The 26,780-nt window shown below is 64.5% G+C and carries 19 protein-coding genes; 3 read left to right on the top strand and 16 right to left on the bottom strand.

Annotated features, from left to right (window positions below; all coding sequences use genetic code 11):
- Nucleotides 1–124: 124 nt before the first annotated feature.
- Nucleotides 125–955, bottom strand: a complete 831-nt coding sequence (locus AC0L30_RS07020; protein WP_354159607.1) for an enoyl-CoA hydratase — start codon at nucleotides 953–955, stop codon at nucleotides 125–127.
- 108 nt (nucleotides 956–1,063) lie between these two features.
- On the bottom strand, nucleotides 1,064–1,765 hold the full coding sequence (locus tag AC0L30_RS07015) for an SDR family oxidoreductase (RefSeq protein WP_354200491.1): 702 nt from the start codon (nucleotides 1,763–1,765) through the stop codon (nucleotides 1,064–1,066).
- Nucleotides 1,766–1,997: 232 nt separating this feature from the next.
- Here AC0L30_RS07015 and AC0L30_RS07010 point away from each other — a divergent pair, with 232 nt between their 5' ends.
- On the top strand, nucleotides 1,998–3,782 hold the full coding sequence (locus tag AC0L30_RS07010; protein ID WP_473404083.1) for an acyl-CoA dehydrogenase family protein: 1,785 nt from the start codon (nucleotides 1,998–2,000) through the stop codon (nucleotides 3,780–3,782).
- 44 nt (nucleotides 3,783–3,826) lie between these two features.
- A complete protein-coding gene (locus tag AC0L30_RS07005; protein WP_007599569.1) occupies nucleotides 3,827–4,915 on the top strand; it encodes a Zn-dependent alcohol dehydrogenase in 1,089 nt (362 codons plus the stop codon).
- Between the two features lie 118 nt (nucleotides 4,916–5,033).
- Here AC0L30_RS07005 and AC0L30_RS07000 read toward each other — a convergent pair whose 3' ends face one another.
- From AC0L30_RS07000 to AC0L30_RS06945, 12 genes are all read right to left on the bottom strand, one after another.
- Complete coding sequence (locus tag AC0L30_RS07000; protein ID WP_007599567.1) at nucleotides 5,034–5,309, bottom strand: DUF1488 family protein; 276 nt, start codon at nucleotides 5,307–5,309, stop codon at nucleotides 5,034–5,036.
- 76 nt (nucleotides 5,310–5,385) lie between these two features.
- Nucleotides 5,386–6,864 carry an AMP nucleosidase gene (locus AC0L30_RS06995; RefSeq protein WP_219682969.1) on the bottom strand — a complete coding sequence of 493 codons (1,479 nt, stop codon included), beginning with the start codon at nucleotides 6,862–6,864 and terminating at the stop codon, nucleotides 5,386–5,388.
- Between the two features lie 175 nt (nucleotides 6,865–7,039).
- Nucleotides 7,040–8,374 carry an HlyD family type I secretion periplasmic adaptor subunit gene (locus AC0L30_RS06990; RefSeq protein ID WP_007599563.1) on the bottom strand — a complete coding sequence of 445 codons (1,335 nt, stop codon included), beginning with the start codon at nucleotides 8,372–8,374 and terminating at the stop codon, nucleotides 7,040–7,042.
- Nucleotides 8,371–10,116 carry a type I secretion system permease/ATPase gene (locus AC0L30_RS06985; protein ID WP_354159616.1) on the bottom strand — a complete coding sequence of 582 codons (1,746 nt, stop codon included), beginning with the start codon at nucleotides 10,114–10,116 and terminating at the stop codon, nucleotides 8,371–8,373. The genes AC0L30_RS06990 and AC0L30_RS06985 overlap by 4 nt, the downstream gene beginning before the upstream one ends.
- Before the next feature lie 260 nt (nucleotides 10,117–10,376).
- Nucleotides 10,377–10,646 (bottom strand): GlsB/YeaQ/YmgE family stress response membrane protein, encoded by a 270-nt coding sequence (locus AC0L30_RS06980; protein WP_148738875.1) that lies wholly within the window; start codon nucleotides 10,644–10,646, stop codon nucleotides 10,377–10,379.
- Nucleotides 10,647–10,743: 97 nt separating this feature from the next.
- Nucleotides 10,744–11,721 (bottom strand): ABC transporter ATP-binding protein, encoded by a 978-nt coding sequence (locus AC0L30_RS06975; protein WP_354200493.1) that lies wholly within the window; start codon nucleotides 11,719–11,721, stop codon nucleotides 10,744–10,746.
- Entirely contained in the window at nucleotides 11,718–13,133 is a 1,416-nt protein-coding gene (locus tag AC0L30_RS06970; protein ID WP_354200494.1) for an amidase, read from the bottom strand. The genes AC0L30_RS06975 and AC0L30_RS06970 overlap by 4 nt, the downstream gene beginning before the upstream one ends.
- Nucleotides 13,130–13,327 (bottom strand): hypothetical protein, encoded by a 198-nt coding sequence (locus AC0L30_RS06965; RefSeq protein ID WP_106941722.1) that lies wholly within the window; start codon nucleotides 13,325–13,327, stop codon nucleotides 13,130–13,132. Before AC0L30_RS06965 ends, AC0L30_RS06970 begins: the two co-directional genes overlap by 4 nt.
- Entirely contained in the window at nucleotides 13,324–14,385 is a 1,062-nt protein-coding gene (locus tag AC0L30_RS06960) for an ABC transporter ATP-binding protein (RefSeq protein ID WP_354200495.1), read from the bottom strand. Before AC0L30_RS06960 ends, AC0L30_RS06965 begins: the two co-directional genes overlap by 4 nt.
- 2 nt (nucleotides 14,386–14,387) lie before the next feature.
- Nucleotides 14,388–15,290 (bottom strand): ABC transporter permease, encoded by a 903-nt coding sequence (locus AC0L30_RS06955; protein ID WP_027570091.1) that lies wholly within the window; start codon nucleotides 15,288–15,290, stop codon nucleotides 14,388–14,390.
- Between the two features lie 2 nt (nucleotides 15,291–15,292).
- The gene (locus tag AC0L30_RS06950; RefSeq protein ID WP_007599552.1) at nucleotides 15,293–16,246 is read right to left on the bottom strand and encodes an ABC transporter permease; all 954 of its coding nucleotides are present in this window, start codon (nucleotides 16,244–16,246) and stop codon (nucleotides 15,293–15,295) included.
- A 193-nt stretch (nucleotides 16,247–16,439) separates the two neighbouring features.
- Nucleotides 16,440–18,098: an ABC transporter substrate-binding protein gene (locus AC0L30_RS06945; RefSeq protein WP_354200496.1), complete on the bottom strand. Its 1,659-nt coding sequence runs from the start codon at nucleotides 18,096–18,098 to the stop codon at nucleotides 16,440–16,442.
- Between the two features lie 210 nt (nucleotides 18,099–18,308).
- On the opposite strand from AC0L30_RS06945, the gene AC0L30_RS06940 reads away from it, so the two are divergent.
- Nucleotides 18,309–19,904 (top strand): ABC transporter substrate-binding protein, encoded by a 1,596-nt coding sequence (locus AC0L30_RS06940; RefSeq protein WP_219681149.1) that lies wholly within the window; start codon nucleotides 18,309–18,311, stop codon nucleotides 19,902–19,904.
- A 184-nt stretch (nucleotides 19,905–20,088) separates the two neighbouring features.
- On the opposite strand, the gene AC0L30_RS06935 is transcribed toward AC0L30_RS06940, so the two are convergent.
- Together AC0L30_RS06935 and AC0L30_RS06930 are read right to left on the bottom strand one after the other, a co-directional pair.
- Nucleotides 20,089–22,320, bottom strand: coding sequence for a CHASE2 domain-containing protein (locus tag AC0L30_RS06935; protein WP_354200497.1), 2,232 nt, complete (start codon nucleotides 22,318–22,320; stop codon nucleotides 20,089–20,091).
- A gap of 62 nt (nucleotides 22,321–22,382) precedes the next feature.
- On the bottom strand, nucleotides 22,383–26,780 hold a 4,398-nt coding region (locus tag AC0L30_RS06930), incomplete at its 5' end, for a beta strand repeat-containing protein (RefSeq protein WP_473404082.1).

Here is a 26,780-nt window from a genome sequence, read left to right as displayed (position 1 = left end):
CGCCCCCCCCGGGGGGTTTTTTTTTTATTCCTCCCCCCCGCGGGCGGCCCCCCCCCCCCCCCGCGCGGCGGGCCCCCGCCCCCCCCCCCCCCACCGCCCCCCCCCCCCCCCCCGCTACAGCTCCCTACTTCCTCGTGAATACCGCCTGGCGCTTCTCGATGAAGGCCTGCACCGCTTCCTTGTGATCGGCGGTCGTGGTCAGGCGGACCAGACGTTCGGCTTCGTGGTCGCGCGCGGTCTCGAAATCGAACAGCAGGGCCTCGTCGAGATTGTCCTTCATGTAGCGCAGCGCGAGGCGCGGACCTTCAGCGAGGGATTTTGCCAGCGCAAAGGCCTCTGCCTGCAATTTGTCGTCGGGCACCACGCGGTTGACGAGGCCGATGGCCTCGCATCTGGCAGCATCGACCCGATCGCCGGTGAACAGCAGCTCGCGTGCCCGCGCGGTGCCGACGAGGCGCGTCAACAGCCACGCGATGCCATAATCGCCGCTGAGCGCAATGCGCGCATAGCCGGTAGCCACGAAGGCCGATTGCGCGGCAATGCGGATGTCGCAGGCCATGGCGATGGCGAGCCCCGCGCCGACCGCCGGCCCCGGCAGCGCGGCGATGGTCGGCTTGCGCACCGAGACCAGCGCGCCGGTGAGCAGGCGCTGCCGCTCCTGGAGATCGGCGACCTTGTCGTCAAAGGACATTTCCAGCTTCTTCGGGTCGCGATGCGCGCCCATGCCCTTGACGTTGCCGCCCGCGCAGAACGCTTCGCCCGCGCCGGTGATCAGCAGCGCGCCGACATCGGGGTTCTCGCCGCAGGAGCGGATCATGGTGCGTAGCGCCGGGGTCAGCGCGTCCGACAGCGAGTTGCGCGCCTCCGGCCGGTTCAGCGTGATCAATGCGACGCGATCGCGGATCGCGCAGAGGAGTTCGTTGGTGCCGGTATCGATGGTGATTTCCGTGCTCATGATTCCCGCCCTTGTAGGGTGGGCAAAGCGAAGCGTGCCCACCATTTGCTGTTTCGTGGTTGATGGTGACGGCGCTATGCGCCTTTGCCCACCCTACGGCAGCTTGCCTCAAAACTTCTCGACCCAGGGCCGCAGCTCCAGCTCCCAGCTCCAGGCGCTGCGCGGCTGCTGCAACACGTTCCAGTAGCTCTCCGCGATGGCATCGGGATCAAGCATCGAATCCGGCTTCTCCGGCGCTTCCGTGCGCGCTGCGCTTCTGATGCCGCCATCGATCACGAAATGTGCGACATGGATGCCTTGCGGCGACAATTCGCGCGCCATGCTCTGCGCCAGCCCGCGCAGTGCGAACTTGCCCATCGCGAATGGCGCGGACTGCGCATAGCCCTTGACGCTTGCCGAAGCGCCGGTGAACAGGATCGCGCCGTGCTGGTTCGGCAGCATGCGCTTGGCCGCCTGCTGCGCCACCAGGAAGCCGCCATAGGCGCTGACCGCAATGGCCTGCGCCACGTCGGCCGGAACGAGATCGACGAACGGCCCGCGCGCCCGGCCGCTCGCGTTGTAGACGACCAAATCGGGCGTACCGATCTCGCGTTCGACCAGGCCGAACAGGCGTTCGACCTCATCAGGGTCGGTGGCGTTGCAGGCATAGGCCTTGGCGCCGGTCTCGCTGCAGAGTGCGCCGAGCTTCTCGATTTTTCGCGCGGCCAGTGCGACGCGGATGCCCTGGGCGGACAACAGCCGCGCCAGCGAGGCGCTCAGGCCTTCGCCGGCGCCGACGATGAGGGCGATCTTGTATTTCGGGTGTTCCATGACGTGATCTCTCGAAGACGGGAAGCCGCTGATCTATGCACGGTCCGCGCGGACAACCACCCGGGGAGGATCACAATTCCGCAGAGCGAATTGCTCCGACGCGGCGATCATGCCTCCCTGACAATTTGCGGCTTTATCCGCTTTCGCGACTGGAGCATGATCGACATCATCTCAAGCGGCAAGCGCCAAATCAGCGCAAAATGACCGCAAGGCGGAAACGAAGAGGACGATCATGCACAAGCCGGCCCCTGCGCAGGCAAAACAGGTCGCGGCCGCACCATCCGGACTGCTGGCTCCCGACACTACCGGCATGAATTTCTACCGCGCCGACCAAGCCCTCACCGATCTCCTGCGCATCCATCTGCCGGAGACGCTATTCCGCCACGTCGAGCCGCATCTCGATCGCCTTGGTGAACTCGCCGGCGGACATCTCGACGATTGCGCGCGGCTCGCCGACCGGCACACGCCGGTGCTGCACCAGCGCGACAAGTTCGGCCGCGATTTGCAGTGGATCGAATACCACCCGGCCTATCGCGAGCTGGAGAAGGCAGCGTTCGGCGAGTTCGGCATCCACGCGCTCTCGATCCGCAAGGGCATCATGGGCTGGCCGGACAAGTATCCCGTCGTCGCCAAGCACGCCTTCACCTTCCTGTTCAACCAGACCGAATTCGGCATGGGCTGCCCGATCAACGTCACCGACGGCTGCGCCAAGCTGCTGGCGAATTTCGGCAGCGAGGCGCTGAAGGCGAAATATCTCGACGGCCTGACCCAGACCGACATGAGCAAGCTGACCCAAGGCGGCCAGTTCATGACCGAGAAGGAAGGCGGCTCCGATGTCGGCACGCTGACCACGACGGCCGTGCAGGAAGGCGACCATTGGCGCCTCACTGGCGAGAAATGGTTCTGCTCGAACGCCGACGCAAAAGTCGTGATGCTGCTGGCGCGCCCCGAGGGCGCCGGCCCCGGCACGCGCGGAGTCGGTTTGTTCCTGATGCCGCGCTTCCTCGACGACGGTTCGCAGAACCACTACCGGATCGTGCGTCTGAAGGACAAGCTCGGCACGCGCTCGATGGCCTCGGGTGAAATCAAGCTCGAAGGCGCGATCGCCTATGCGGTCGGCAAGCTCGACCGTGGCTTCGTTCAGATGGCCGAGATGGTGAACTCGTCGCGGCTGTCAAATGGCGTCAAATCCACCGCGCTGATGCGGCGGGCCTACCATGACGCGATGACGGTGGCAAAAAACCGTGTGGTGTTCGGCAACCGCATCATCGACCTGCCGCTGGGCCGGCGCCAGATACTGAAGATCATGCTGCCGGTCGAGCAGGCGTTGTCGATGAGCTTTCTCACTGCGGACGCGCTCGACCGCGCCGAGGCCGGCAGCCAGGATGCGGCCGCACTGCTGCGCATCTTGACGCCAACGTTGAAATTCCGCGCGACCCGCGATGCCCGAAAGGTCTGTGGCGATGCGCTCGAGATGCGCGGCGGCATCGGTTACATCGAGGAGTTCGCGACCGCCCGCCTGCTGCGCGACGCGCATCTCGGCTCGGTCTGGGAAGGCACCGGCAACATCGTCGCGATCGATGCGTTGAGGCGCGCCGTCGGTCGCCACGGCGCCGAATCCGCGCTCGCAGCCGATCTGCACGCCCGCCTCGATGACAGCCCCTCGGTGCCGCAGGCTTGGCGCGACCGGCTTCACACTCTCACCGATCGCGCGGTCGGCTTCGCACGCGAGGTCGCGGGAAAGGCCGACAATGAGGCCGATGCGCGCCGTGCCACCAGCCTGCTCTATCATGTTGCCAGCGCCGTCGCGCTCGCCTGGGAGGCACATCGCATTCACGACATGCGTGGCGATGCGCGAAGGCTGTTGTTGTCGCGGCTGGTGATCGATCACCGGGTATCGCCGAGCGATCCGTTCCGGCTGACGGAAAATGCCGTGCAGCAGAAGATCGCCGCACTGCTGCTCGGCGACCGTGATGCTGGCATGAGCGAGGTTGGCGAACTGGTCCTGGCAGCGTAGGCTGCACCCGCGTTCAAAGCAAAAAAAGCGATAGGGAGTGCTCGATGAAGGCCGCCGTCCTCCATGAAGTCAACAAGCCCCTGGTCATCGAGGATGTCAGCCTGCCGAAGCCCGGCCCGCGCGAGGTCCTGATCCGGACGTCGGTCGCAGGTCTCTGCCACTCCGATCTGCACTTCATGGAAGGCCTGTATCCACATCCGCTGCCTGCGGTGCTCGGGCACGAGTCGGCCGGTGTCGTCGAGCAGGTCGGCTCCGACGTGACTTATGTGAAGCCCGGTGATCATGTCGTCACCTGTCTTTCGGTGTTCTGCGGCACCTGTGACAATTGCACCACGGGCCGCACGGTGCTCTGCACCGACACTACGGTGAAATTGCTGCCGGGGGCATCCAATCGGATGCAATGGGCACGCTCGGAGAAGCTGCATCAGTTTCTCAACCTGTCGTCCTTCGCCGAGCAGATGCTGGTGCACGAGAACGCGATCGTCAAAATCCGCAAGGAGATGCCGCTCGATCTTGCGGCGCTGATCGGCTGCGGCGTCATTACCGGCTACGGCGCGGTCGTGAACACGGCGAAGGTGACGGCCGGCGAGACCGTAGCCGTAATCGGGTGCGGCGGTGTCGGCATGGCTGCGATCAACGGCGCGCAGATCGCCGGCGCCGGCCGCATCATTGCCATCGACACCAATCCGGCCAAGCTCGAGCTCGCGACCAAGCTGGGCGCCACCGACATCATCAATCCGGCAGACGGCGACGTCGTGAAGCAGGTGCGCGATCTCACCAATGGCGGCGTGCATCATTCGTTCGAGGTGCTCGGCCGCAAGGAGACCGCGGAGCAGGCCTTCGGCATGCTTGCCTCCGGCGGCACGGCCACCATCGTCGGCATGATTCCGTTCGGCCAGAAGATCGAGCTGCATGGCTTCGACTTCCTGCGCGAGCGCAGGATCCAGGGCTCATCGATGGGCTCGAACCATTTTCGCGTCGACATGCCGCGGCTGGTGGATTTCTACCTGCGCGGCCGGCTGCACCTGGAGGACTGGATCTCGGCCAAGCTGAAGCTCTCCGAGATCAACGAAGGCTTTGCCAACATGAAAGCCGGCAAGACGCTGCGCAGCGTGATCATGTTTGACAGCTGATGCAAGAGACGCGGTCCTCAGCCCGCCGGGCACGTTGCGGGAAGGTAAGCCCGGCAAGACCAGATCTTGACCAACCGATGAACTGCCCCGGAGCATGACGGCAGAGCCCGGAGCGGCACTACCGCTGCAAATGTCGCGTAAAGATCCGCACCACATGACCCCTGACCCGCGGCGCCTCGTCGTAGAGGTCTGAGGCGAGGCGCTCGATGGTCTCGCGCAGCGACAGGAACTGGGCCTGCCGCGCGCTGCTTTCGGTGCCCTGCATGCCCGCAAGCTCGTCCATCGCGGCGTCGCTGATCTGGCAGTGTACGACCTCGCCGTCGTTCAGCATGGTGAAGCGAAAGGCGAGCCGTTCGAGATCATGGCCAATGATCCTGTCGCGCATGAGTGGCATCAAGTCGTCCCGGTCGACCCCGCGCCGAAAATGCCGAAAATCCCGCTGCTTGTCAGCAGCAAAGGCAATCCATGGCCTACTGAAATGCGACTTCAGCGAAACTGCGGAGCTTTCGCGAATGCAACCGCTCGGATTCCTGCTGTTTAAGCCGTTCCAGCGCCTTCAAGCCGATCTCGAGATGCTGGCCGACGCGGCGGCGGTAGAATTCGCTGGCCATGCCTGCGAGCTTGATCTCGCCGTGCAGAGGCTTGTCGGAGACGCACAGCAGCGTGCCGTAGGGGACGCGAAAGCGGTAGCCGTTGGCGGCAATCGCGGCCGATTCCATGTCGAGCGCAACCGCGCGCGATTGCGACAAGCGGCGAATGACATCGGGACCGCTGATCTCCCAATTGCGGTTGTCAACGCTCGCGACGGTGCCGGTACGCATCAGGCGCTTGAGCTCGAACCCCTCGAGCCCGGTGACGTCCTCGACCGCCTCCTCGAGCGCGACCTGCATCTCCGCGAGCGCCGGGATCGGCACCCACAGCGGCAACTCACGATCAAGCACATGGTCCTCGCGCACATAGCCGTGGGCGAGCACATAGTCGCCGAGCCGCTGCGTGTTGCGCAGGCCCGCGCAATGGCCGAGCATCAGCCAGGCATGGGGCCGCAGCACGGCAACATGGTCGGTGACATTACGCGCGTTGGACGGACCGGTGCCGATGTTGATCAGCGTGATGCCGCGATAACCGGGGGTGACCAAATGGAAGGCCGGCATCTGCGGCGCGCGCGCGGGCGCAACGCCCGTCGACGCGCCGCCGCTGCGCGTGATCACGTTGCCGGGAGCGACGAAGGCATCGAGGCCGGCCTCGCCAGCCTGAAGCCGCTGCTGGCAGAGCTGCGCGAAGGCGTCGACGTAGAACTGGTAGTTGGTGAAGATCACGAAGTTCTGGAAATGCTCTGGATCTGTGCCCGTGTAGTGGTAGAGCCGGCGCAGCGAGTAGTCGACGCGGGCCGCCCGAAACAAGGACAGCGGCTCGGGCGCGCCGGGCTGGAGCTCGAAAGTGCCGTCGGCGATGGCATCGTCCATGGTGGCCAGATCAGGCACGTCGAAGGCATCGCGCAGCGATCGCGTCACGGGCGAGTTCTCGCTGGTGGTGATGGCGGCTTCGATGTTGATGTCGCGGCGATAGGCGAAGTGAACGGGGATCGGTTCGCTGGACTCGCCGATTTCGACCGGGACGCCGTGGTTCTGGATCAACAGCCCGATCTGCTCGGTCAGATAAGTCCGGAACAGATCCGGACGCGTGACGCTGGTCTCGTGCACACCGGGCCGGGCGACGAAGCCGTAGGCGAGACGCGAATCCAGCCGCGCATGCGTCGCGGTGGTGACACGGACGAAGGGATAGAAGGCCCGCACCCGCGTCGTGATTGCCTCGCCGTTGACGTAAGCTTCGAACCGATCACGCAGGAACTTCGTGTTGCGCTCGTAGATCTCTTCGAGGCGGGCGACGGCGAGGCCGGCGTCGGAAAAGGATTCGGTGGCGACGGAGGGTGGGGATTGGACGGATTGCATTGTTCGATGCCGGGTTGCTGGGGCTGAATCGAACTATAGCAAGAAAACTAAAGCAAGAAAGAAGCCCCCCCCGTCATTGCGAGCGTAGCGAAGCAATCCAGAAATCTCGCCGCGAAGGCAACCTGGATTGCTTCGCTACGCTAGCGATGACGAAAGGAGGCGACGCTTCCCCGCGTCACTTCTCGCGGAACGCCCGCATGAACTGGTCGTGCAGCGGCTTCATCAGATAGGACAGCATGGTGCGGTCGCCGGTCTGGACGAAGGCTTCCGCCGGCATGCCGGGGATCAGCCTGGAGTCACCGAGCTTGGCGACCTCTTCTGCGGACAGCGAGACGCGGATGGTGTAGTAGCTCTGGCCGGTGCGCTGATCGGTGGTGACGTCGGGCGAGACGCGGCTGACGACACCGTTGAGCTCCGGCGTGGTGCGCTGGTTGAAGGCGGACAGGCGCAGCAGCGTCTTCTGGCCGATCTGGAGCTTATCGATATCGACCGGATTGACCTTGGCTTCGACCTGGAGATCGTCGGCCTGCGGCACGATCAGCATGAGGGCGTCGCCGGCGGTGATGACGCCACCAACGGTATGCACCGTCGATTGCAGCACCATGCCGTCCTGCGGCGCGCGGATGTCGACGCGGCGAAGCTGGTCCTCGGCGGCGACCTTGCGCTCGATCATTTCGCCGATCTTGTCGTTGGTCTCGCGCAGATCCTTGGAGACCTCGCTGACCATGTCCTTGTCGACCTGGATGATCTGCAGCTCGGTCTCAGTGATCTTGCCCTTGGCCTGCGCGCGCGAGGCGATGTATTGCGCACGCTCGCCGTTGAGACGGGCGCTATCGCGTTCGAGCGTGGTCAGGCGGGAGATCTGCACCAGATGCTTGTCATAGAGATCGCGGACACCCACGAGCTCCTGCTGCACCAGTGAGATTTCCCTGTCCTTGGCCCGCTCCTGCGCGGAGAGGCCCTCGATCTCCTCGTTGAGCTGCTGGATGCGCTCGCGCAGCTGCGCCTTCTGGCCGGCGCGTCCGTTGACGCGGACGTCGAACAGCTTGGTTTCGGCGGAGAGCAGCGCCTTGACGTCGGGATCGTTGCTGCGATCGAGCAGCGCTTGCGGGTAGTCGATCCTGTCGATCCCGCGCTGCTCGGCCTGGAGCCGCGCCGCACGCGCCTGCGCCGCATCGAGATTCTTGGTGACGATGGCGAGGTTGGCCTTGGTGACGGTGTCGTCGAGCCGCACCACGATGTCGCCGGCCTTGACCACGTCGCCATCGCGCGCGCGCAGCTCGCCGACGACGCCGCCGGTCGGATGCTGGACCTTCTTGACGTTGGATTCGACCACGATCTGACCCGGCGCGATCAGCGCGCCGGAAATCTGCACCGTCGAAGCCCAGCCGCCGAGGCCGACCAGGAGGACCAGCACGATCCCAAGCCCGAGCATCAGGTGGAACCGGATCGACTGCCGTACGGTCCGCTTCGCGGCGGGCTTCGCGCCGCCGAGCGCCATCGTGCTCATGCCTTGGCTCCGCCTTCGCTGACGATCTTGATCGGCGCCGGCGGTGTCACGCGCGGCTGGAGCACCTGGGCGAGCACCTGCTCCTTCGGCCCGAAGGCCTGCATGCGGCCGTCGCGCAGCACCAGGATCTGGTCGACCGCTTCCACGCCGATCGGACGGTGCGCCACCACGATGACGATGGCGCCGCGCTCGCGTGCCGCACGGATGGCGCGGGTCAGCGCTTCGTCGCCTTCGGTGTCGAGATTGGAATTGGGCTCGTCGAGCACGATCAGGAACGGGTTGCCATAGAGAGCGCGCGCCAGCGCCACGCGCTGCGCCTGGCCCGCGGAGAGCGCCGTGCCCTGCTCGCCGACCTGGGTGTTGTAGCCCTCGCGCATCTTGATGATCATCTCGTGCACGCCGGCCTCCTTGGCGGCGGCGATGATGCCGTCGGAGGTGGCCTCGGGATCGAACCGGCTGATGTTCTGCGCGATGGTGCCGCCGAACAATTCGACGTCCTGCGGCAGGTAGCCGATATGGCGGCCGAGCATGTCGGACGCCCATTGGTCGAGCGCCGCGCCGTCGAGCCGCACCTTGCCGCGAACCGGTTGCCAGACGCCGACCAGCGCGCGGATCAGCGACGACTTGCCGGAGCCGCTCGGTCCGATCACGCCGAGGCCGTTGCCGGCTTCGAGCGCAAAGGTGACGTCCTGCACGATGAGGCGCTGGTCGCCCGGCGGCACCATGGCGATGCCTTCGACCGAGAGGCGGCTGGTGGGCGCCTGCAACTGGGTCGGCATCGTCTGCGCCGGCATCTGCTCCAGAAGGCGGGTCAAGCGGTGCCAGCTCTGGCGTGCCGCGACAAAGGATTTCCAGTGCGCGATGGCAAGATCGACCGGCGCGAGCGCACGGGCCGACAGGATCGAGCCGGCGATGATGATGCCGGCGGTCGCTTCCTGGTGGATGACGAGATAGGCGCCGACCGCGAGCACGGCCGATTGCAGCATCATGCGCAGCACTTTTGCGACCGCGCCGAGACCGCCGGCGACATCGCTCGCACGCTGGTTGCCGTCGAGATATTTTTCGTTGGCCTCGCTCCAGCGCGCGTTCATCCGGCCGGCCATGCCCATCGACACCATGACTTCGGCATTGCGGCGGCTGGCCTGGGCGAGATCGTTGCGCTGGGCGGCAAGCCCCATCGCGTCTTTCGCCGGCTGGCGGGACATGAACTCGGTGACCAGCGTCAATCCGACCAGGATGACGGCGCCGACCAGCGCGGTGACGCCGATCATGACGTGGAAGGCGAAGCAGATGGCGAGATAGAGCGGCAGCCAGGGCAGATCGAAGAACGCGCTCGGGCCCATGCCGCCAAGAAAGGAGCGGACATTGTCGAGATCGCGCAGCGGCTGAAGCCCCTCGTTGCGGCTGCCGACCAGCAGCGGCAGGCGGACGATGGTGTCGAACACCCGCTTGTTCAGGGCTTCGTCCAGCGCGGTGCCGACCCGGCCCAGGATCCGGTTGCGGATCATGTCCAGCACGCCCTGCGCCATGTAGAGGAAACTGGCGAGGACGATCAGGCCGACCAGGGTCGGAATGCTGCGGCTCGGCAGCACCCGGTCGTAGACCTCCAGCATGAAGATCGACCCGGTCAGATAGAGCAGGTTGATCATGCAGCTCATCAAGCCGACGCCGACAAACGCCGTGCGACAGGCGCGCAGCGCATCACCGAGCTCTGAGCGGCGGACGCCGGGAACGGCTGCCATCAGTCTGATCTCTTTCGGGTAGGGGCCAAAGCCCCTGATTTCAAAGGCAAATTCAGGAGTAATTGACCCGGATTAACATCGCGTTTGCGCTCATCGCCCAACGCAGTCGAACACCCGGGACCCCTATAGCCCACATCACCCTCGACCGACCTTGCACGCAAGTCCGGAATCTCACGATCTTGCGGCTTTTTCTTGCAGACATGTCACCTCTCCCCGGGCGGGGAGAGGTCAAAAGTTCGATCAATTGAACTCGGGCGCCATTAGAATCGGCCGCCGCCGCGGACCAGCCGCACCACTAGCAGCAGGATGACCGCGCCGATCGCGGAATAGACGATCTCCGATATCAGTCCGGTGCCGATGTGAATGCCGAGCTTCGGAAACAGGAAGCTTGCCACCAGCGCGCCGGCGATGCCGACCACGATGTCGCCGATGATGCCGAACCCGGTTCCGCGCACCACCTTGCCGGCCAACCAGCCAGCCACGAGGCCGACGAACAGGATGACAAGCAGGCCTTCATTGGAAATGTACATAAGTGAGGTCCCTCTCCGTGAACGGTTCCATGGAAGCGGAACCGGGATGAACGAGGTCTGAATGCTGTTCCCCCGTTCCCCGCTGGCGGTCCAAAGATCATGACAGCGCGGTGACCGGCTCTGCCAGCACGCACCGTGCTGCCCTGCCCAGCCCGACCTCCACATTCCCAGGCAATTGCTCCAGGCAGCGCGGCTGGGCAGCGGCGCAGCGGGGCGCAAAGGAGCAGTTGTGCGGCCTCTCGCCAAGCGACGGCGGGGTGCCGGGGATGGTCTCGAGCCGCTGTCCCCGCTTGGCCCCGTGGACGGTCGAGGCGAGCAGGCCCTTGGCGTAGGGATGCACCGGTGAGCGGACGATGTCGCGAAGCGTGCCCTGCTCCACGATCTGGCCGGCATACATCACAGCGACCCGGTCGCAGATCTCGATGGCGACGCCGATGTCGTGGGTGACGAAGATGACGGACATGCCGAACTCGCGCTGCAGCTCGCGCAGCAGCAGCAGGATCTGGATTTGCACGGTGGCATCGAGCGCCGTGGTCGGCTCGTCCGCGAGCAGGATCTTCGGCCGGCAGGCGAGCGCCAGCGCGATCATCGCGCGCTGACGCATGCCGCCGGACATCTCGTGCGGATAGGCATCGAGCCGGCGTTTTGCGGAAGGAATGCGCACGACATCGAGCATTTCGAGTGCGCGCGCCCTGCCCTCCGCATAGGACTTGCCTTCGTGACGCACCACGCTTTCGGCGATCTGCGCGCCGATGGTGTAGACCGGATCGAGCGCGAGCGCCGGCTCCTGAAAGATCATCGACACGGTCTGGCCGCGGAACGACGACAGCTGCTCCTCGTTCATCGCGAGCACGTCGCGGCCCATGACGTTGACCTTGCCCGTGATCTGCGTGCGCTTCTTCGGCAACAGCCGCATCAGTGCACGCAAGGTCACGCTCTTGCCCGAGCCGGACTCTCCGAGCAGGCCGAGTACCTCGCCGTCGCCGAGCGAAAGGCTGAGATCGTTCACGGCATAGACCGTGCGCTCGCCGGTGAAGCGGATGTTCAGGCCTGAGATCTCGACGAGCTTTGTCATGACGGAAGTTTCGGCAGCCTGTCGTGATAATCGGTGGCGCGCTGGAATGCGGCGCCGATGGTGAGCAGCGTCGCTTCATCGAACGAGCGGCCGATCAGCTGCATGCCGATCGGAAGACCATTTTTGGTGAAGCCCGAGGGCACCGTGAGCGACGGCAGGCCAAGGTAATTCACCGGACGGGTGAACAGCGTCAGCCGCTGCAACAGCGCCGGCGCGTTCGGCCCGCCGCCGACGTCGCTCTCCTCGATCGTCGGCGCCGGCACCGGAGACGCCGGCGCGATGATCGCGTCGACACCTGATGTCGCAGTGTTGTGCGCGGCCAGTGCCGGCCCGCGCCAGCGCATCGCCTCGAGGTAGGTGATGGCGGGGACCGCAAGGCCGTTCTGGAGCCGCATCAACACCTGCGGGCCGTAATCCTGCGGCCGCTCGATCATCCAGCGCTTGTGGAAGGCGGCGGCTTCGGCCGCAAGCACGAGCTGGCTTGCCGCGGACAATTGCCGCTGATCGGGCAGCTCGACCGTGACGATGTCGGCGCCCTCACGCTTGAGCACCGCGATGGTTTCGTCCAGCACGCGCGCGACCTCGCCGTCGAGATCGTCGACATAGAAGGACGAGGGGACGCCGACCTTGAGGCCCTTCAGCGAGCCCCTGGTCGCGCCGACATAGTCAGACAGCGGCTCGTGGCTCGCAGTCGAATCCTCGGGATCGGGACCGGCCATCAGGGCCAGCAGCAGCGCGCAATCCTCGGCCGTGCGGGCGAGCGGGCCGACCGTGTCGAGCGACTGCGACAGCGGCATCGCACCGGCGCGGCTGACCCGGCCGACGGTGGTCTTCAATCCCGTGACGCCGCAGAAATGCGCGGGCATGCGGATCGAGCCGCCGGTGTCGGAGCCGAGCGCGGCATAGGTCAGTCGCGCCGCGACCGCCGAGCCCGAACCCGAGGACGAGCCGCCGGTGATGTGCGCCACGTTCCAGGGATTCCGAACAGGGCCGTAATGGGCGTTATGGCCGGTCGGGCCATAGGCAAATTCGGCGAGATGCAACGTGCCGAGCCGAACCTGGCCGGCGTCCTTCAGCCGCTGCAAGGCGGTGGAGGTCACTGTCGGAACGAAATCGCGGCGGATCAGCGAGCCGCAGGTCGCGACGTGGCCTGCGTCGTAATACATATCCTTGTGCGCGAGCGGCACGCCGTGCAGCGGACCGCGGACTTCCCCCTTGGCGAGTTCGGCGTCGGCGGCATCGGCGGCCTTCAGCGCCGCCTCTGCCTCGATCGACATGAAGGCGTTGAGGTGCGGCTGCCACTGCGCGATACGATGCAGCAGCGCGCGCGTCACCTCATGCGAGGACACCTGCTTCATCGCGATCGCGCGCGCGGCCTCGGTGAGCGTCATCAATGCGGGCTCGGCGCTCATTTCGAGAGCTTCGCAGTCTGCGCGATCGGATAGAGCGCGGGCTCGAGATCGAACGGCAACGTGCCGGCAATGGCCGCAAAGCCCTCGAAGGCCGGTCCGATGGAATTGGAGATGCGCGTCGCAATCTCGTCGTCGACGGGAACGCCGGCGACCTGTGCCGTCGCCTTGATCTCTTTTGTCGTCGGTCTCGTCATACGGTTTCCTCCTTCGGCGCGCGGCTATGGCCTGAACCCGGGATCGCCATGTAGCACGCGGCCTCGTGGCCCATTCTATCGAGCGCGGTGAGTTTTGGTGTCGCATTTGCGCAGAGCGGCTCCGCAAACGGGCAACGGGTGTGGAAGCGGCAGCCCGAGGGCGGATCGATCGGATTGGGCGGATCGCCCGTGATCGGCGGCGTCTCGGTGCGACGGTCCGGATCCGAGGACGGCATCGCGGCAAGGAGTGCGCGCGTATAGGGATGCGCCGGCTGGTCCCAGACCTGGTCGACCGGGCCGAGTTCGACCACTTCGCCGAGATACATCACCAGCACGCGATCGCTGATGTAGCGCACGACGTTGAGATCGTGACTGATGAAGAGATAGGTCAGGCCGAACTCGCTCTTGAGATCGGCAAGCAAATTGAGCACCTGCGCCTCGACGGATTTGTCGAGCGCGGAGACCGCTTCGTCGAGGATCACCAGCCGCGGCGAGAGCGCCAGCGCGCGCGCGATGTTGACGCGCTGGCGCTGGCCGCCGGAGATCTCGTGGGGGTAGCGGTTGGCGAAATTTGCAGGAACCAGGCCCACCTTGCCCAGCAGCTCGCGCGCCAGCGCGCGCGCAGCGCCGTCGGCCATGCCATGCACCTTCGGGCCGAAGGCGATCGATTCCTCGATCGTCAGGCGCGGGTTGAGCGAAGCGTAGGAATCCTGGAACACCATCTGCATGCCGCGGCGCAGCTCGCGCAAGGAGAGCGACTGGCCGACGCTCATGCCGTCATAAATGATGTCGCCGGTATCGCGCGGCATCAGGTGCATGAGCAGCCGCGCGGTGGTCGACTTTCCGCAACCGGATTCGCCGACGATCCCGACGGTCTCGCCCTTGGCGACGGAGAAGGAGACATTGTCGACGGCACGCACGGTGCGCTTTGCGGCGAACAATCCGCCGCGCACCGGGAAATGCTTGGTCAGGCCGTTGACCTGGAGCAGCGGCTGGGCGACGCCGCCGAGGTCTTCGATCGGCTCCAGCATTGCGACAGAGAGGTTGGTTTCGCTCATGGCTAGTTCCTGATGTCCATGGCGCTACGCAGGCCGTCCGAGAGCAGGTTGAAGCAGATCGAGACCGCGAAGATCATTGCACCGGGGAGCGCAGCGACCCAGGGGTTGACGTAGATCGCGGTCCGCAAGGTGTTCAGCATCAGGCCCCATTCCGGCTCCGGCGGCTTAGTGCCGAGTCCAAGGAAGGACAGGCCTGCCGCGAGGATCATCGAAACCGAGATCAGGCTGGTGGCATAGACGAAGATCGAACCGAGCACGTTGCCGAGAATGTGCACGCGCATGATGGTGAAGGGACCGGCACCGGAGGCGCGCGCGGCGTCGACGAAGTCCATGTTGCGCACGCCCGTCGTGACGCTTTCGGCGACGCGGGTGATCTGCGGCACGAACACGACGGTCAACGACACGATGGAATTGAGGATGCCCGCGCCCAGCGCGCCGGAGATCGCGATCGCCAGCAGCACAGACGGAAACGCGTAAAACACGTCGATGGTGCGCATGATCGCGGTGTTGAGCTTGCCGCCGACATAGCCGGCAACGAGGCCGAGCGACGTGCCGATGCAGAAGGCGAGGATCACAGGCAGAATGCCGATGAGAAGCGACAGCCGCCCGCCATAGATCAGCCGCGCCAGCATGTCGCGGCCGAGCTCGTCGGTGCCGAGCGGGTAGCCTGATGTGCCAATGTGGCGCAGGCGCCGGATCATCGAACCTTTGTACGGATCTTCCAGACCGAGCCACGGCGCAACGATCGCGGACAGGAAGATCAGCAGCAGCACCAGCGCGCAGACCATGCTGACCTTGTCGCGCCGGATACGGCGGCCGACGGTCGCCCAATAGCCGCGCGCCTTGGTCGCGGGCGCGGACTGAAGCGCGGCGTCGGAGGTGACGGACAACGGAAGCTCGCTCATCGCTAGCCCCGCTTGATGCGCGGGTCGATCGCGGCTTGCGCGATGTCGACCAGCAGATTGAGGAAGACGAAGAACAGCGCCAGGATCAGGATCGTGCCCTGGAGCAGCGGCAGGTCGCGCTGGAAGATCGCGGAGTTGAGCAGGAAGCCCGAGCCCGGCCAGGAGAACACGGTCTCGATCAGGATCGAGCCGCCAAGCATGTAACCGAGCTGAAGTCCCATCACGGCGAGCGCGGTGGGCGCGGCGTTCTTGATGACGTGGCGGAACACCCCGCGCTCGTGCAGGCCTTTTGCACGCAGCGCCTCGACGAAGTCCTGGCTGAGAATGTCGCCGGTCAGCGCGCGCACCGTGCGGGTGACGATGCCCATCGGGATCACCGAGGTCGTGATCGCCGGCAGCACGAGATATTGCAAATGCGCCCAGTCCCAGGCCCAGGCGGCCGAGCCGCCGGGTCCGGCGCCGACGGCGGGCAGCCAGTTCAGCTGAACCGAGAAGATGATGACGAGCACCATGCCAAGCCAGTAATGCGGCACCGAAACGCCGGCGATGGCAAAGGATGTCGCCAGCTTGTCGATCCAGGTCTCGCGGAAATAGCCGGCGATCAGGCCGAGCAGGATGCCCATGGTGAAGCCGATGATCGCCGCCGCAATCGCCAGCGTGACCGTGTTGCTGACCGCGCGCATGACCTCGGCCAGCACCGGGCGGCCCGTGGCGATGGAATTGCCGAGATCGCCATGAAGTGCGCGGAGCAGCCAAAGCCCGAACTGCACCGGCAGCGGGCGGTCGAAACCATAGGCGGTGCGGAGCTGCGCGGCGAGCTCCTGCGAGGCGTCAGCCGGCAGCACGGCCACCAGCGGATCGCCCGGCGTGATGTGCACGAGCAGAAAACACACCAGCGCGACGCTGATGACGATCGGGACGACGTAGACGATGCGTCTGGCGATATAGGCGAGCACGTTGTTTCTTTTCTTCCCTTCTCCCCTTGTGGGAGAAGGTGGCGCGAAGCGCCGGATGAGGGGTATCTATCCGCGGATGTACTGCGTCAGTTGAGAGGTCCGCATTCGCGGAGAGAGACCCCTCACCCGGCTTCGCTTTGCGAAGCCACCCTCTCCCACAAGGGGAGAGGGTGCACTGAGCAAGCTGAGAGAATTACTGCATCGACACCAGCGAGAAGTCGATGAACCAGCTCTTTGGCTGCACGATGCCTGTCACCTTCGGGCTGATGGCACGGGGGCCAACGTCGTGGGCGACGTAGAGGAAGGCTGCGTCATCGACGGAGGCCGCGTGCAGTTCGGCGAGCGCCGCGTCACGCGCGGCGGGATCGAAGGTTTGCCGCGCCTTCTTCACCAGCTCGTCGAAATTGGGATTGTTGATGAAACCCCAATTGTTCGAGACCGGCGGAGCCATGCCCGATTGCAGGAAGCGCACCAGCGCGAAGAACGGATCCATCGCCGCGTAGGTGACGTTGGTCGCGTTCGAGCCGTTGGCGCTGGGATCCTTGGCGCCGCGGCGCCAATTGGTGAACAGCGTATTCCACTCGATGACGTCGAGCTGCACGTCGAAATAGCATTCGGCCAGCGCCTGCTGGAGATATTCGTTCATCGGCAGCGGCTGCATCTGGCCCGAGCCGGAGGCAGAGGTCTGGGTCTTCACCGTCAGCTTCTTGCTCGGGCCGAAACCGGCCTCCTGCATCAGCTTCTGCGCAGCCGCCTTGTCATACTTGATCTCGAAGGTCGGCTTGCCGCGCCAGGGATGGCCGGGCTCAAAGGTGCCGGTCGCGGGCACCATCAGCCCCGCGAGCAGGCCGTCCTTGAGTCCTTCGCGATCGACGCAGAGGTTTGCTGCCTTACGCACGCGGATGTCGTTCCAGGGCGAGCCCTCGACGCGCGAGAACTGCCACGGCCAGACGTGCGGCTGCTCGTTGGCGTAGAGCTTGAAGCCGCGCTGCTTGAGCTCGGGCAAAGCGTCCGGCGCCGGTGCCTCGACCCAATCGACCTGCCCGGAGAGCAGCGCCGCGGTGCGCGCGTTCGCCTCCGGCATCGGCAACAGCACCATCTTGTCGACCTTGGGCACGCGGTCCTTGTTCCAGTAGCTCGCATTCTTGACCAGCTCCAGCCGCTCGCGCGGGGTGAACGCGGCCATCTTCCACGGGCCGGTGCCCGCGGCGTCCTTCGCAAACGCGGTCCATGCGGCCTGCGACTTGGCCTTGGCGTCAGCGCCTTCCGCCTTCTCGTAGAAATGCTGCCACTTCGCCGGGCTCGCCATGAAGAGATTGGTGAGGTTGATCGGCAGGAAGCTATCGGGCTCCTTGGTGGTGAGCTCGACCGTCATGTCGTCGATCTTCTTCGCGGACGCCAGCGTCGGCATCCGCGAGGCCGTGACGCCGACCTGGCTGGCGTCGAATTGCGGCGCGTCCTGCTTCAGCACCTTCTCGACGTTCCACACCACGGCGTCCGCATTGAACGGCGAGCCGTCATGGAAGGTGACGCCGGAGCGCAGCTTGAAAGTCCATTTGGTCTTGTCGGCATCGTCGACCTTCCACTCGGTGGCAAGGCCGGGGATCACCACGCTCGCCTTGTCGGCCGAGGACAGGTCCCAGCCGGTGAGCGCGTCATACATGGTGAGGCCGGTGAAGCGGTTGCCTTCAAAACCCTGATCGGGCTGGCCCAGCGTGCGCGGAATATCGGCAGCCGTCATGGCGATGCGCAGCACGGTTTCGGCACTGGCGACGCGCGGCCACGCAGCCGCGCTACTGAGCGCCAGCAACGCGATCAGCGCCGCGCGGGTCTTGTTTTTGTTGATCAGCATTGCCTCAATCCTTTTCCGGCTTCGATGACTAATTTTGATGCAATCGTATGCAATGCCTATGCCAATGGGGAAACTTATTCTGCAAATTGCCCCTGCGACGACAAGTCCTTGTGATGACACGTCGGCGAAAGCACCTCGCTGCCTATTCTGGCATCAAGATTGCAGGTTTGGCTCCAATTCTCCCTTGAAGTCTTCCTTGGAGCTTTGGCCATGCGTATCCGACTATCGACCTGTTTCGCCGTGCTTGCACTGGCGTTGTCCGCGATTCCGGCGGGCGCCGAAACGGTGCTGCGCTACGGCATTTCGATGGCGGACATCCCGCTGACCACCGGCCAGCCCGATCGCGGCGCCGGCGCCTATCAGTTCACGGCCTACACCATCTACGATCCGCTCGTGGCCTGGGAGATGGACGTCGCCGATCGACCCGGCAAACTGGTGCCGGGGCTCGCCACCGAATGGAAGGTCGACGATACCGACAAGACCAAATGGCGCTTCACCTTGCGTAAGGGCGTGAAGTTTCACGACGGCAGCGAGTTCACCGCCGACGCCGTGATCTGGAATCTGGACAAGGTGCTCAACGACAAGGCGCCACAATTCGACAAGCGCCAGAGCGCCCAGGTCAAGACCCGCCTGCCCTCGGTCGCGAGCTACGCCAAGATCGACGACTCCACGGTGGAGATCACCACCAAGACGGTCGATTCCTTCTTTCCCTATCAGATGCTGTGGTTCCTGGTGTCGAGCCCGACGCAATACGAGAAGCTCGGCAAGGACTGGGACAAGTTCGCGAGCCAGCCTTCGGGGACCGGCCCGTTCAAATTGACAAAACTGGTGCCGCGCGAGCTCGCCGAGCTCACGAAGAATCCGGATTACTGGAACAAGAAGCGCATTCCCAAGGTCGACAAGCTCGTGCTGGTGCCGATGCCGGAAGCGCTGACGCGCACCAATGCGCTGCTGGCCGGGCAAGTCGACCTGATCGAAACGCCGGCGCCGGATGCCGTGCCGCAGCTCAAGGCCGCCGGCATGAAGCTCGTCGATAACGTCACGCCGCATGTCTGGAATTATCATCTGAGCGTGCTGCCGGGCTCGCCCTGGACCGACATCCGCCTGCGCAAGGCGCTGAACCTCGCGATCGATCGTGAGGCCGTGGTGGGCCTGATGAATGGCCTTGCGAAACCCGCCAAGGGACAGGTCGATCCGTCGAGCCCGTGGTTCGGCAAGCCGAGCTTCGAGCTGAAATACGATGTCGCCGCGGCGAAGAAGCTGGTCGAGGAAGCCGGCTACTCCAAGGCGAAGCCGCTGAAGGCGACCTTCATCATCGCACAGGGCGGCACCGGCCAGATGCTGTCGCTGCCGATGAACGAATTTTTGCAGCAGAGCTTCAAGGAGATCGGGATCGACATCGATTTCAAGGTCGTCGAGCTCGAGACACTCTATACGCACTGGCGCAAGGGCGCGGCCGACGAGATGAACGCCGGCATCACCGCCAACAACATCGCCTACGTCACCTCCGACCCGCTCTACGCCATCGTCCGCTTCTTCCATTCGAGCCAGATCGCGCCGGTCGGCGTCAACTGGGGCGGCTACAAGAACCCGAAGGTCGACGCGCTGATCGACGAGGCCAAGCAGACTTTCGACAGCACCAAGCAGGACGAGCTGCTGGCGCAGGCGCACGCGCTGATCGTCGACGACGCCACGCTGGTGTGGGTGGTGCACGACACCAACCCGCATGCGCTGTCGCCCAAGGTCAAGCAGTTCGTCCAGGCGCAGCACTGGTTCCAGGACCTGACGACGATCGGGGCGGAGTGAGGCGACAGCTCAACCCTCTGCCGTCGTCTTGGCGAAAGCCAGGACCCATAACCACCGAATTTCGTTTGCCGAAGATTGGTGGTTGGCCGCTCGCCGTAACAACTTCTCCCTGGGGTAATGGGTTCTGGCGTTCGCCGGGACGACAGCGAGTGTGTGGTTAGCTTCAAAACCGCACATCTGCCCCCTACTTCGTCAGCAGTGCATAGGCCCCGGTCCACCCCTCCGCCGGCGGATTCACCTGGAATTCCTTGATACGCACTTCATAGAGCTTGAACAGCTTTTCCAGCGTGTCGGCATCCTCGCTCCTGCGCCCGCGTTCGATGGCGTCCAGCGCGCCCTGCCAGTCGCGGCCGCGATAGCAGGCCAGCATTTCGATGGTGACGTTGCGCAGGCGCTGGAAGGCGCCGGAATGCATCACGTCCTCGCGGCCGGCGATGGCGTAGATCACTTCGGGCTCGGTCTTGCCCTTGACCATGATGAAGTCGAGCTCGAGGATCGCGAACTTGTCCTTGGCGGCGAGCGCGGTCCTCGAGCCGACGATGATGGGAAAGCCGTACTCCTTCGACTGGCCTTCCAGGCGCGAGGCCAGGTTCACGCTGTCGCCGAGCACCGAATAGTTCTTCTTCAGGTCGGAGCCCATGTTGCCGACGACGCCGATGCCGGTGTTGAGGCCGATACCGACATTGAGCGGGATGTAGACGTGGCCGCCATCCGTGGCTTCCTGTTCGCGGTCCTTGTTCACCGCGTCGATCCGCTCCAGCATCTCGATCGCGGCCTCACAGGCGTTGACCTCGTGCTCGGCATCGTCGAGCGGCGCGTTCCAGAACGCCATGATGGCGTCGCCCATATATTTGTCGATATAGCCCTTCTGATCGATGATCACGTCGGTCAGAGGGGTCAGGAAGCGGTTCATCAGCGCGATCAGGCCCTGCGGGTCGTGCTTGTAGGTTTCCGATATGGTGGTGAAGCCGCGCACGTCGGAGAACATGATCGTCATTTCGCGCTCCTCGCCGCCGAGGACGAGCTTTTCCGGTGACTGCGCGAGTTGCTCGACCAGCACCGGCGACATGTATTGCGCGAACATGCCGCGGATCTGCACGCGCTGCCGCTGCTCGCGCACGAAGCTCGCGAAGATCAGCGTCAGATAGATCGCGGTGGTCGAGAGCAGCGGATAGGTGAAGTCGATGAGATAGCGGCGCTGGGCATAGTAGAACCAGGACACTCCGATCAGGATCGCGGCGAAGGTCGCGCCGGCAAGTACGAGGCGGACCGGTCCGAGGTTCGGCGTGAAGATGATGACGAGCAAGCCGATGACGAGCGCGGCGAGCAGCTCGACAACGAGCGCATAGCCGGGCTGGGAGATCACCGCGCCGCTCAGCACACTCTCCAGCACCTGGGCGTGGATCTCGACGCCGGGCATGGTCGAGGACACCGGCGTGGTCTTGAGGTCGTTCAACCCGCCCGCGGAGGTGCCGATCAGGACCAGCTTGCCGGCGATCTTGCCGGGCGACACGCTATTGTCGAGCACATCGGCCGCAGAGACGTAGATCGAGGGGTCCGGGCGGGCGTAATGCATCCACAGCTGGCCGTTCTTGTCGGTCGGGATCTCCAGGCCCTTGAGGCGGATCGTGCGGATACCGCTCTTGTCGGTCCTGATCAGCAGCGTCGGCGTGCCGGTGGCGACGCGCAGCATCTCCAGGCTCAGCGAGGGCATGATGTTGTCCTGCGCCCGCAGGATCATCGGCACGCGGCGGATCAGGCCATCGCGCTCGGGTCTGATCGAGAACAGGCCGCGTCCGGCCGCGACCTTCTCGATCACAGGCACGTTGCGCAACAAGCCCGGGAAGTCGAACATGAAGCGTTCAGACCCGTCCTCCCCGAGCGTCGCTACGCCGGTGAATGGAAGTGACTTGTCGAGTTCGGACAAGACTGCTGGAAGCCCCGTCTCGCCCAGCACCACGCGCGAGCGCTTGATCGCTTCGGCAAGGATCTGGTCGTTGCTCGGCAGCTCGCGCAACTTGGCGCGGGTGGCATCGTCGAGGTAGCGCATGTGGCTCGCGACCAGATCCGGATTGAGCCGGTCGGCCTCCGAGAACACGACGTCGAAGCCGATTGCGACCGCGCCGTTGCTGGTAAGGTTCTGTATCATGTCGGCGATCCGCGTCCGCGGCCACGGCCATTGGCCGAGCTTGGCGAGGCTCTTGTCGTCGATGTCGACGATCGTGACCGGCCGCGCCGCCTTGTGGCGCGGATCGATCAACTGAAACATGTCGAAGGTGCGCAGCCGCAGTTCCTGGATCGGCGGCGGATCCCACAGGCGAGCGCCGGCAAACACGACCAGCAGCGCAAGGCACATCAGCCGCGCAAACCCCAACTTCCGCGCAAACCACCGCCGCAGGATTTTGAGACGTTTCATGGCGGTTGAATATCACGCTTTCACGGGCAATGGCAGCCGGCGGCTTGGCACCCAAGCGGTCATCAGGCGTGGACGATGAAGTCGCTCGCATGGAGATGGGCCGCGGTGACGCCCTTCAGGACGATCGTGTCTGCCGCGTCGATCGTGATCAGGGTGTCCGCCGAATTGGTAGGTGACCCGGCCACATGCTGGGCCATCCAGGCGGAAAGATTGGAGGTCGTCACAACTGCCGAGAGATCGATGTGGTCCTGACCCGGCGTGAAATTCACGATCATATCGCGGTTCGAGTCGGCCGCGAACACGAACTGATCCTGATAGCCGGTTCCGATGAACAGATCTTTGCCGGTCGTGCCGGTGATCCGCGCGTGGTCGTTCGCACTTTCAGGAAGGTTGAAAATCAAGTGAATGGTATCGCTCGCCCCGTGCCCGTCGGTCACGGTGAGCGTGATCTTGTCCGTGGGCGGCTCTGCGCTGCCTTCATTGTAGATAACGGTATTCAGGCTCCCATTGATGTTTGCAAATAGACCGGAGCGCGACGACGGGCTCGCATTGCTGCCGGCAGCCTCAGTCGTGGCAGCCAGCGTGAATATCTCATTCGGAGCAGCGTCCGGGTCGACCAACGAAAGGCCATGGACGATCACCTGCTCGTCGTCGTCTTGCCTAACACTCACGTGATCGAGATCGAACATCGGCGTGTCATTCGCGCCGGTCACGCCGACTGTCAGTGTCGCCGTGCCCGCGGCCCCATGAACGTCCGTCGTCTGTACCGTGAACGTATCCGAATAGGATCCCTGCGGCAGTGCGTTGATGGCGGTTGCATCCGGAACGTAGCTGTAGTTGCCGTTCGCGTTCACCGTTAGCGAGCCGTAGTGGCCTGCGACCGTTGCAGCCGCATGATGCGTCGCATCAAGCACGGCATAGGTCAGCGACCCCGTCTCGCCACTGTCAGCATCGGTCCCGACCAGCTTGCCGGTGAGATTGGCGAAACTGTCAGTCGCAGCCGTGTCCGTGAGCGAGCCGATGTTGAGATCGGACAGCTTCGGCGTGTCGTTGGCGCCCGTCAGGTCCACCGTGTATGTCGCGGTGGTGGCAGCGCCATGCGCGTCGGTGACCTTGACCGTGAAACTATCCGAATAGGAGCCTCCCGGCAGGGCGTTGATCGACGCAGCGTCGGGAACGTAGCTATAGCTGCCGTTGCTATTGAGCGTCAGCGCGCCATAATGACCCGTGACCGTCGCGACGGCCTGGTGACCTGCGTCAAGCAGGGCATAGCTCAGCGTGTCGCCGGTGTCGACGTCGGTCCCGACCACCTGTCCCGTGAGGTCGGAGAAACTATCCGCTGCGGCCGTGTCGGTGAGTTTCCCGATGCTGCCATTGGACAACACCGGCGTGTCGTTGGCGCCGGTGACGGCGACCGTGAATGACGCCGTGCCGACAGCACCCTGCGCGTCCTTGGTCTGAATCGTGAAGACGTCCGAGTAAGGGCCTGCCGACAGCGCGTTGATCGCCGCAGCATCCGGAACGTAGCTGTAGCTGCCGACGGCATCCACCGTCAGCGAACCGTAATGACCGGCGACCGTCGTGACCGCGTTCGCTCCATCCATCACCGCGTAGTGCAACGTTGCCGTCTCGCCATGGTCGGCGTCGGTCCCGACCAGCGTTCCCGTGATGTTCGGGAAGCTATCGGTGGCGGCGGTGTCAACAAGTGGACCCGTGGTGACCGCGGCCAATGTCGGAATGTCGTTCTTGCCAGTGATGGTGACGCTGACCTCGGCCGTATGGATCTTGCCGTAATCGTCCGTGAGCGTGATGGTGGAGTCGACCTTCGCGGTCTGGTCCTTGGCGAGGAAATCCAGCGCACCGTCGACGATCGAATAGCTCCAGTTGACGGTGCCGTTGTTCTTGCCGGTCTGCCCATAGATCAGCGCGGCCTTCAACGCGGCGGTCTCGTCGTCGGTGAGCGACGCGGTGAGGTCGGTGCCGCCATCCAGCCAGGTCACAGCCTGGTCAGTGACTGCAACTGTCGCTATCGGACGGTCCGTCAGGTCGATGTCGGTGAAGTGAATCGAGCCGGTTGCGGCGGGCAGCGGGTCGGAATCGCCGGAGCCGGTGGTGCTTTCGCGCTCGGAGAAGTTCGCGGTCAGGGATGCATTGACCATGTCGAACGCCGGCGTGTCGTCGATCGCATGCATCGTGATCAGCGTGTGGCCGCCATCGTCGCTGCCCGCGAAGTGCGCGTTGCGATAGTCGCCGACGAGAGTCAGGTCAATGGTCTTGCCATCGTTGCCGGTGACCGTGAGCATGCCGCCGCTCGCAGGATCGACAGCATTGGGCACGTAGACGGCGCTGGTGCCGGGGCCCCACTGGATCGTCGATAATTCGATCGTGTCGTTCACGGACAAGTCTGCGATCGAGCCGCCGAACGTGTCCGTATCGATCTCAAGCGCGGCGCCGTTGCCGTGAAGTGCGATCGTTTGCGCGACCGTGCCTTCGAGCTTCAGCAGCGCGCCGGCATCGACGGTGACCGAGCCCGTGCCGGTCAACGAGCCGAACAGCGACAACTCGCCATGGACCTCGATGGTGCCGGTATTGGCGATGGTGCCCGAGATCGACGCCGTGCCCCAGCTGTCGATGTGGTTGTGATTGACGAGGCCAGGCCCACTCAGGGAGATCGAGGCGCCGTTGAGGAGATCGATGACACCGTCATTGACGATCGTCGACGCATTGCCGAACACGCTCGTGCCGGCGACCGTCCAGGTGCCGCCCAGCTCGTTGTTGAAGGTCGCGGTAGCGACCGAGACATTGCCGTTGATGTGGCCGGTGTTGTTGATCGTGAGGCTGCCGTCGGTCTCGACGATCGCATCGGTCGCGGAGGTCACGCTCAAGGCGGCGGCCGGCCCGATGGTGCCGGAATTGTCGATCACCGAACCGGTCGTGTCCTGCTGGATGTGGATCGCCGCATTGCCACCGGTGCCCACGATCGAGCCGGAATTGACGATGTGGATCGAACCGGTCGCGCCCGAAAACTCCAGCGTCGCGCCGACATCGACGATCACCTTGCCTGAACCGGCGATGCCACCCGCAAGGTCGAGCGTGCCGCTCTGGACCTCGATGATGCCGGTATTGGTGACGCTGCCCGTGACCGTATCGACGCCGGCGCTGTAGAGATTGCCGGCATTGCTCAGGCTGCCGCCGTTGATCGAGACGTCGGTCAGATAGAGCTTCGAGTGACCATCGACCGTGATCGCTCCGGTGCCGCTGTTACTGACAGTCAGATTTGTCAGCTTCAGCGTGCCATAGTTGATCGCCTCGAGATCCGCGGTGTTGGAGATGTCTTCGCCGGAGACGCCGAGCACGCCACCATTCGCCTGAATCAGATTGTGATTGGTGATGGTGTGAAGCGTGGCGGGATCAATCGTCAGCGTGCCGCTGGTAACGGTGATCGTGCCGGTGTTGGTGATGTCGGCGTTGTCGATCGCGCTCGTGCCGGTCGATTCCAGCGTACCGGCAATCGTCACCGTGCCGCCGTCGATGGTCGCGCCCTGGAGATCGAGTGTCGAGCCGGACTCGACCGAGACGGCACCGCTGCCGGTATTGGTCGCCTTCATCCCGATCAGCTTCAGTGTCCCGTGATCGATCGCCGCCAACGTGCCGGTGTTAGTGACGGCTTCGCCGTTGATGTCGAGCTCGGCGCCATTGGCCCGGAGGATGCCGTCATTCGCGATCGAGCTTGCGGAGGTCGTCGCCAACAGCGTCAACGCGCCCAGGGTTGCCTCGATCAGATAGTTGTTCGAGATGTTGGCGTCGGTAATCGCAGTTGTGCCGGTCGAATTCAGCGTGCCCGAAACATTGAGCGCGCCGCCGGTCAGGCTGGCACCGTTCAATGTCAGCTTGCTGCTTGCATCGACCTTGACCGTGCCATGATTGGCGATTGCGGTACCCGCAACGGTCACGTCATCCAGCGTCAGTATGACGCCGCTCTCAACCGTCACGGCAGCGGTGCTCAGCGTCGCCGATTGATCGATCTTGCTGCTGCCGATGACATCGATCGTGCCGACGCCGTTGACAGCCCCGCCCGAAATCTCCGTGCTGGACAGTGTCAACGTCTGGCCGCCATCGACCGTCACCATTCCGGTGTTGGTCACGACGTCGTTGAGCAGCATCGCAGCGCCGGCGATCTTCAGCGTACCGGTATTGGCGACCGCGCCACCCTGGATGCTGGCGCCGTCCTGGAGCTTGACGGTGTTGTCGAGCTCGATGCCTGCATTGTCCGTGATCGTCGAGCCCGACACCGTGATGCCGTCCAGCGTCAGCTTGGCATCGGCGATAACTGTGGCCGTGCTCAGCGTGGCGCCGCCATCGATCGTGCTGGCGCCAGTGACGTCGATCGTGCCGACGCCGTTGACAGCCCCGCCCGAAATCTCCGTGCTGGACAGTGTCAACGTCTGGCCGCCATCGAC

The organism is Bradyrhizobium sp. MI1.11 (genome assembly GCF_055811255.1).
Note: the sequence above shows the minus strand (reverse complement) of the source record. Positions and strands in the feature narration are given on the sequence as shown.

Bases quoted from the DNA above. Each gene is read 5' to 3' on its own strand.
- AC0L30_RS07020 (WP_354159607.1), bottom strand. From the start codon at position 955: ATGAGCACGGAAATCACCATCGATACCGGCACCAACGAACTCCTCTGC.
- AC0L30_RS07015 (WP_354200491.1), bottom strand. From the start codon at position 1,765: ATGGAACACCCGAAATACAAGATCGCCCTCATCGTCGGCGCCGGCGAA.
- AC0L30_RS07010 (WP_473404083.1), top strand. From the start codon at position 1,998: ATGCACAAGCCGGCCCCTGCGCAGGCAAAACAGGTCGCGGCCGCACCA.
- AC0L30_RS07005 (WP_007599569.1), top strand. From the start codon at position 3,827: ATGAAGGCCGCCGTCCTCCATGAAGTCAACAAGCCCCTGGTCATCGAG.
- AC0L30_RS07000 (WP_007599567.1), bottom strand. From the start codon at position 5,309: ATGCCACTCATGCGCGACAGGATCATTGGCCATGATCTCGAACGGCTC.
- AC0L30_RS06995 (WP_219682969.1), bottom strand. From the start codon at position 6,864: ATGCAATCCGTCCAATCCCCACCCTCCGTCGCCACCGAATCCTTTTCC.
- AC0L30_RS06990 (WP_007599563.1), bottom strand. From the start codon at position 8,374: ATGAGCACGATGGCGCTCGGCGGCGCGAAGCCCGCCGCGAAGCGGACC.
- AC0L30_RS06985 (WP_354159616.1), bottom strand. From the start codon at position 10,116: ATGGCAGCCGTTCCCGGCGTCCGCCGCTCAGAGCTCGGTGATGCGCTG.
- AC0L30_RS06980 (WP_148738875.1), bottom strand. From the start codon at position 10,646: ATGTACATTTCCAATGAAGGCCTGCTTGTCATCCTGTTCGTCGGCCTC.
- AC0L30_RS06975 (WP_354200493.1), bottom strand. From the start codon at position 11,721: ATGACAAAGCTCGTCGAGATCTCAGGCCTGAACATCCGCTTCACCGGC.
- AC0L30_RS06970 (WP_354200494.1), bottom strand. From the start codon at position 13,133: ATGAGCGCCGAGCCCGCATTGATGACGCTCACCGAGGCCGCGCGCGCG.
- AC0L30_RS06965 (WP_106941722.1), bottom strand. From the start codon at position 13,327: ATGACGAGACCGACGACAAAAGAGATCAAGGCGACGGCACAGGTCGCC.
- AC0L30_RS06960 (WP_354200495.1), bottom strand. From the start codon at position 14,385: ATGAGCGAAACCAACCTCTCTGTCGCAATGCTGGAGCCGATCGAAGAC.
- AC0L30_RS06955 (WP_027570091.1), bottom strand. From the start codon at position 15,290: ATGAGCGAGCTTCCGTTGTCCGTCACCTCCGACGCCGCGCTTCAGTCC.
- AC0L30_RS06945 (WP_354200496.1), bottom strand. From the start codon at position 18,098: ATGCTGATCAACAAAAACAAGACCCGCGCGGCGCTGATCGCGTTGCTG.
- AC0L30_RS06940 (WP_219681149.1), top strand. From the start codon at position 18,309: ATGCGTATCCGACTATCGACCTGTTTCGCCGTGCTTGCACTGGCGTTG.
- AC0L30_RS06935 (WP_354200497.1), bottom strand. From the start codon at position 22,320: ATGAAACGTCTCAAAATCCTGCGGCGGTGGTTTGCGCGGAAGTTGGGG.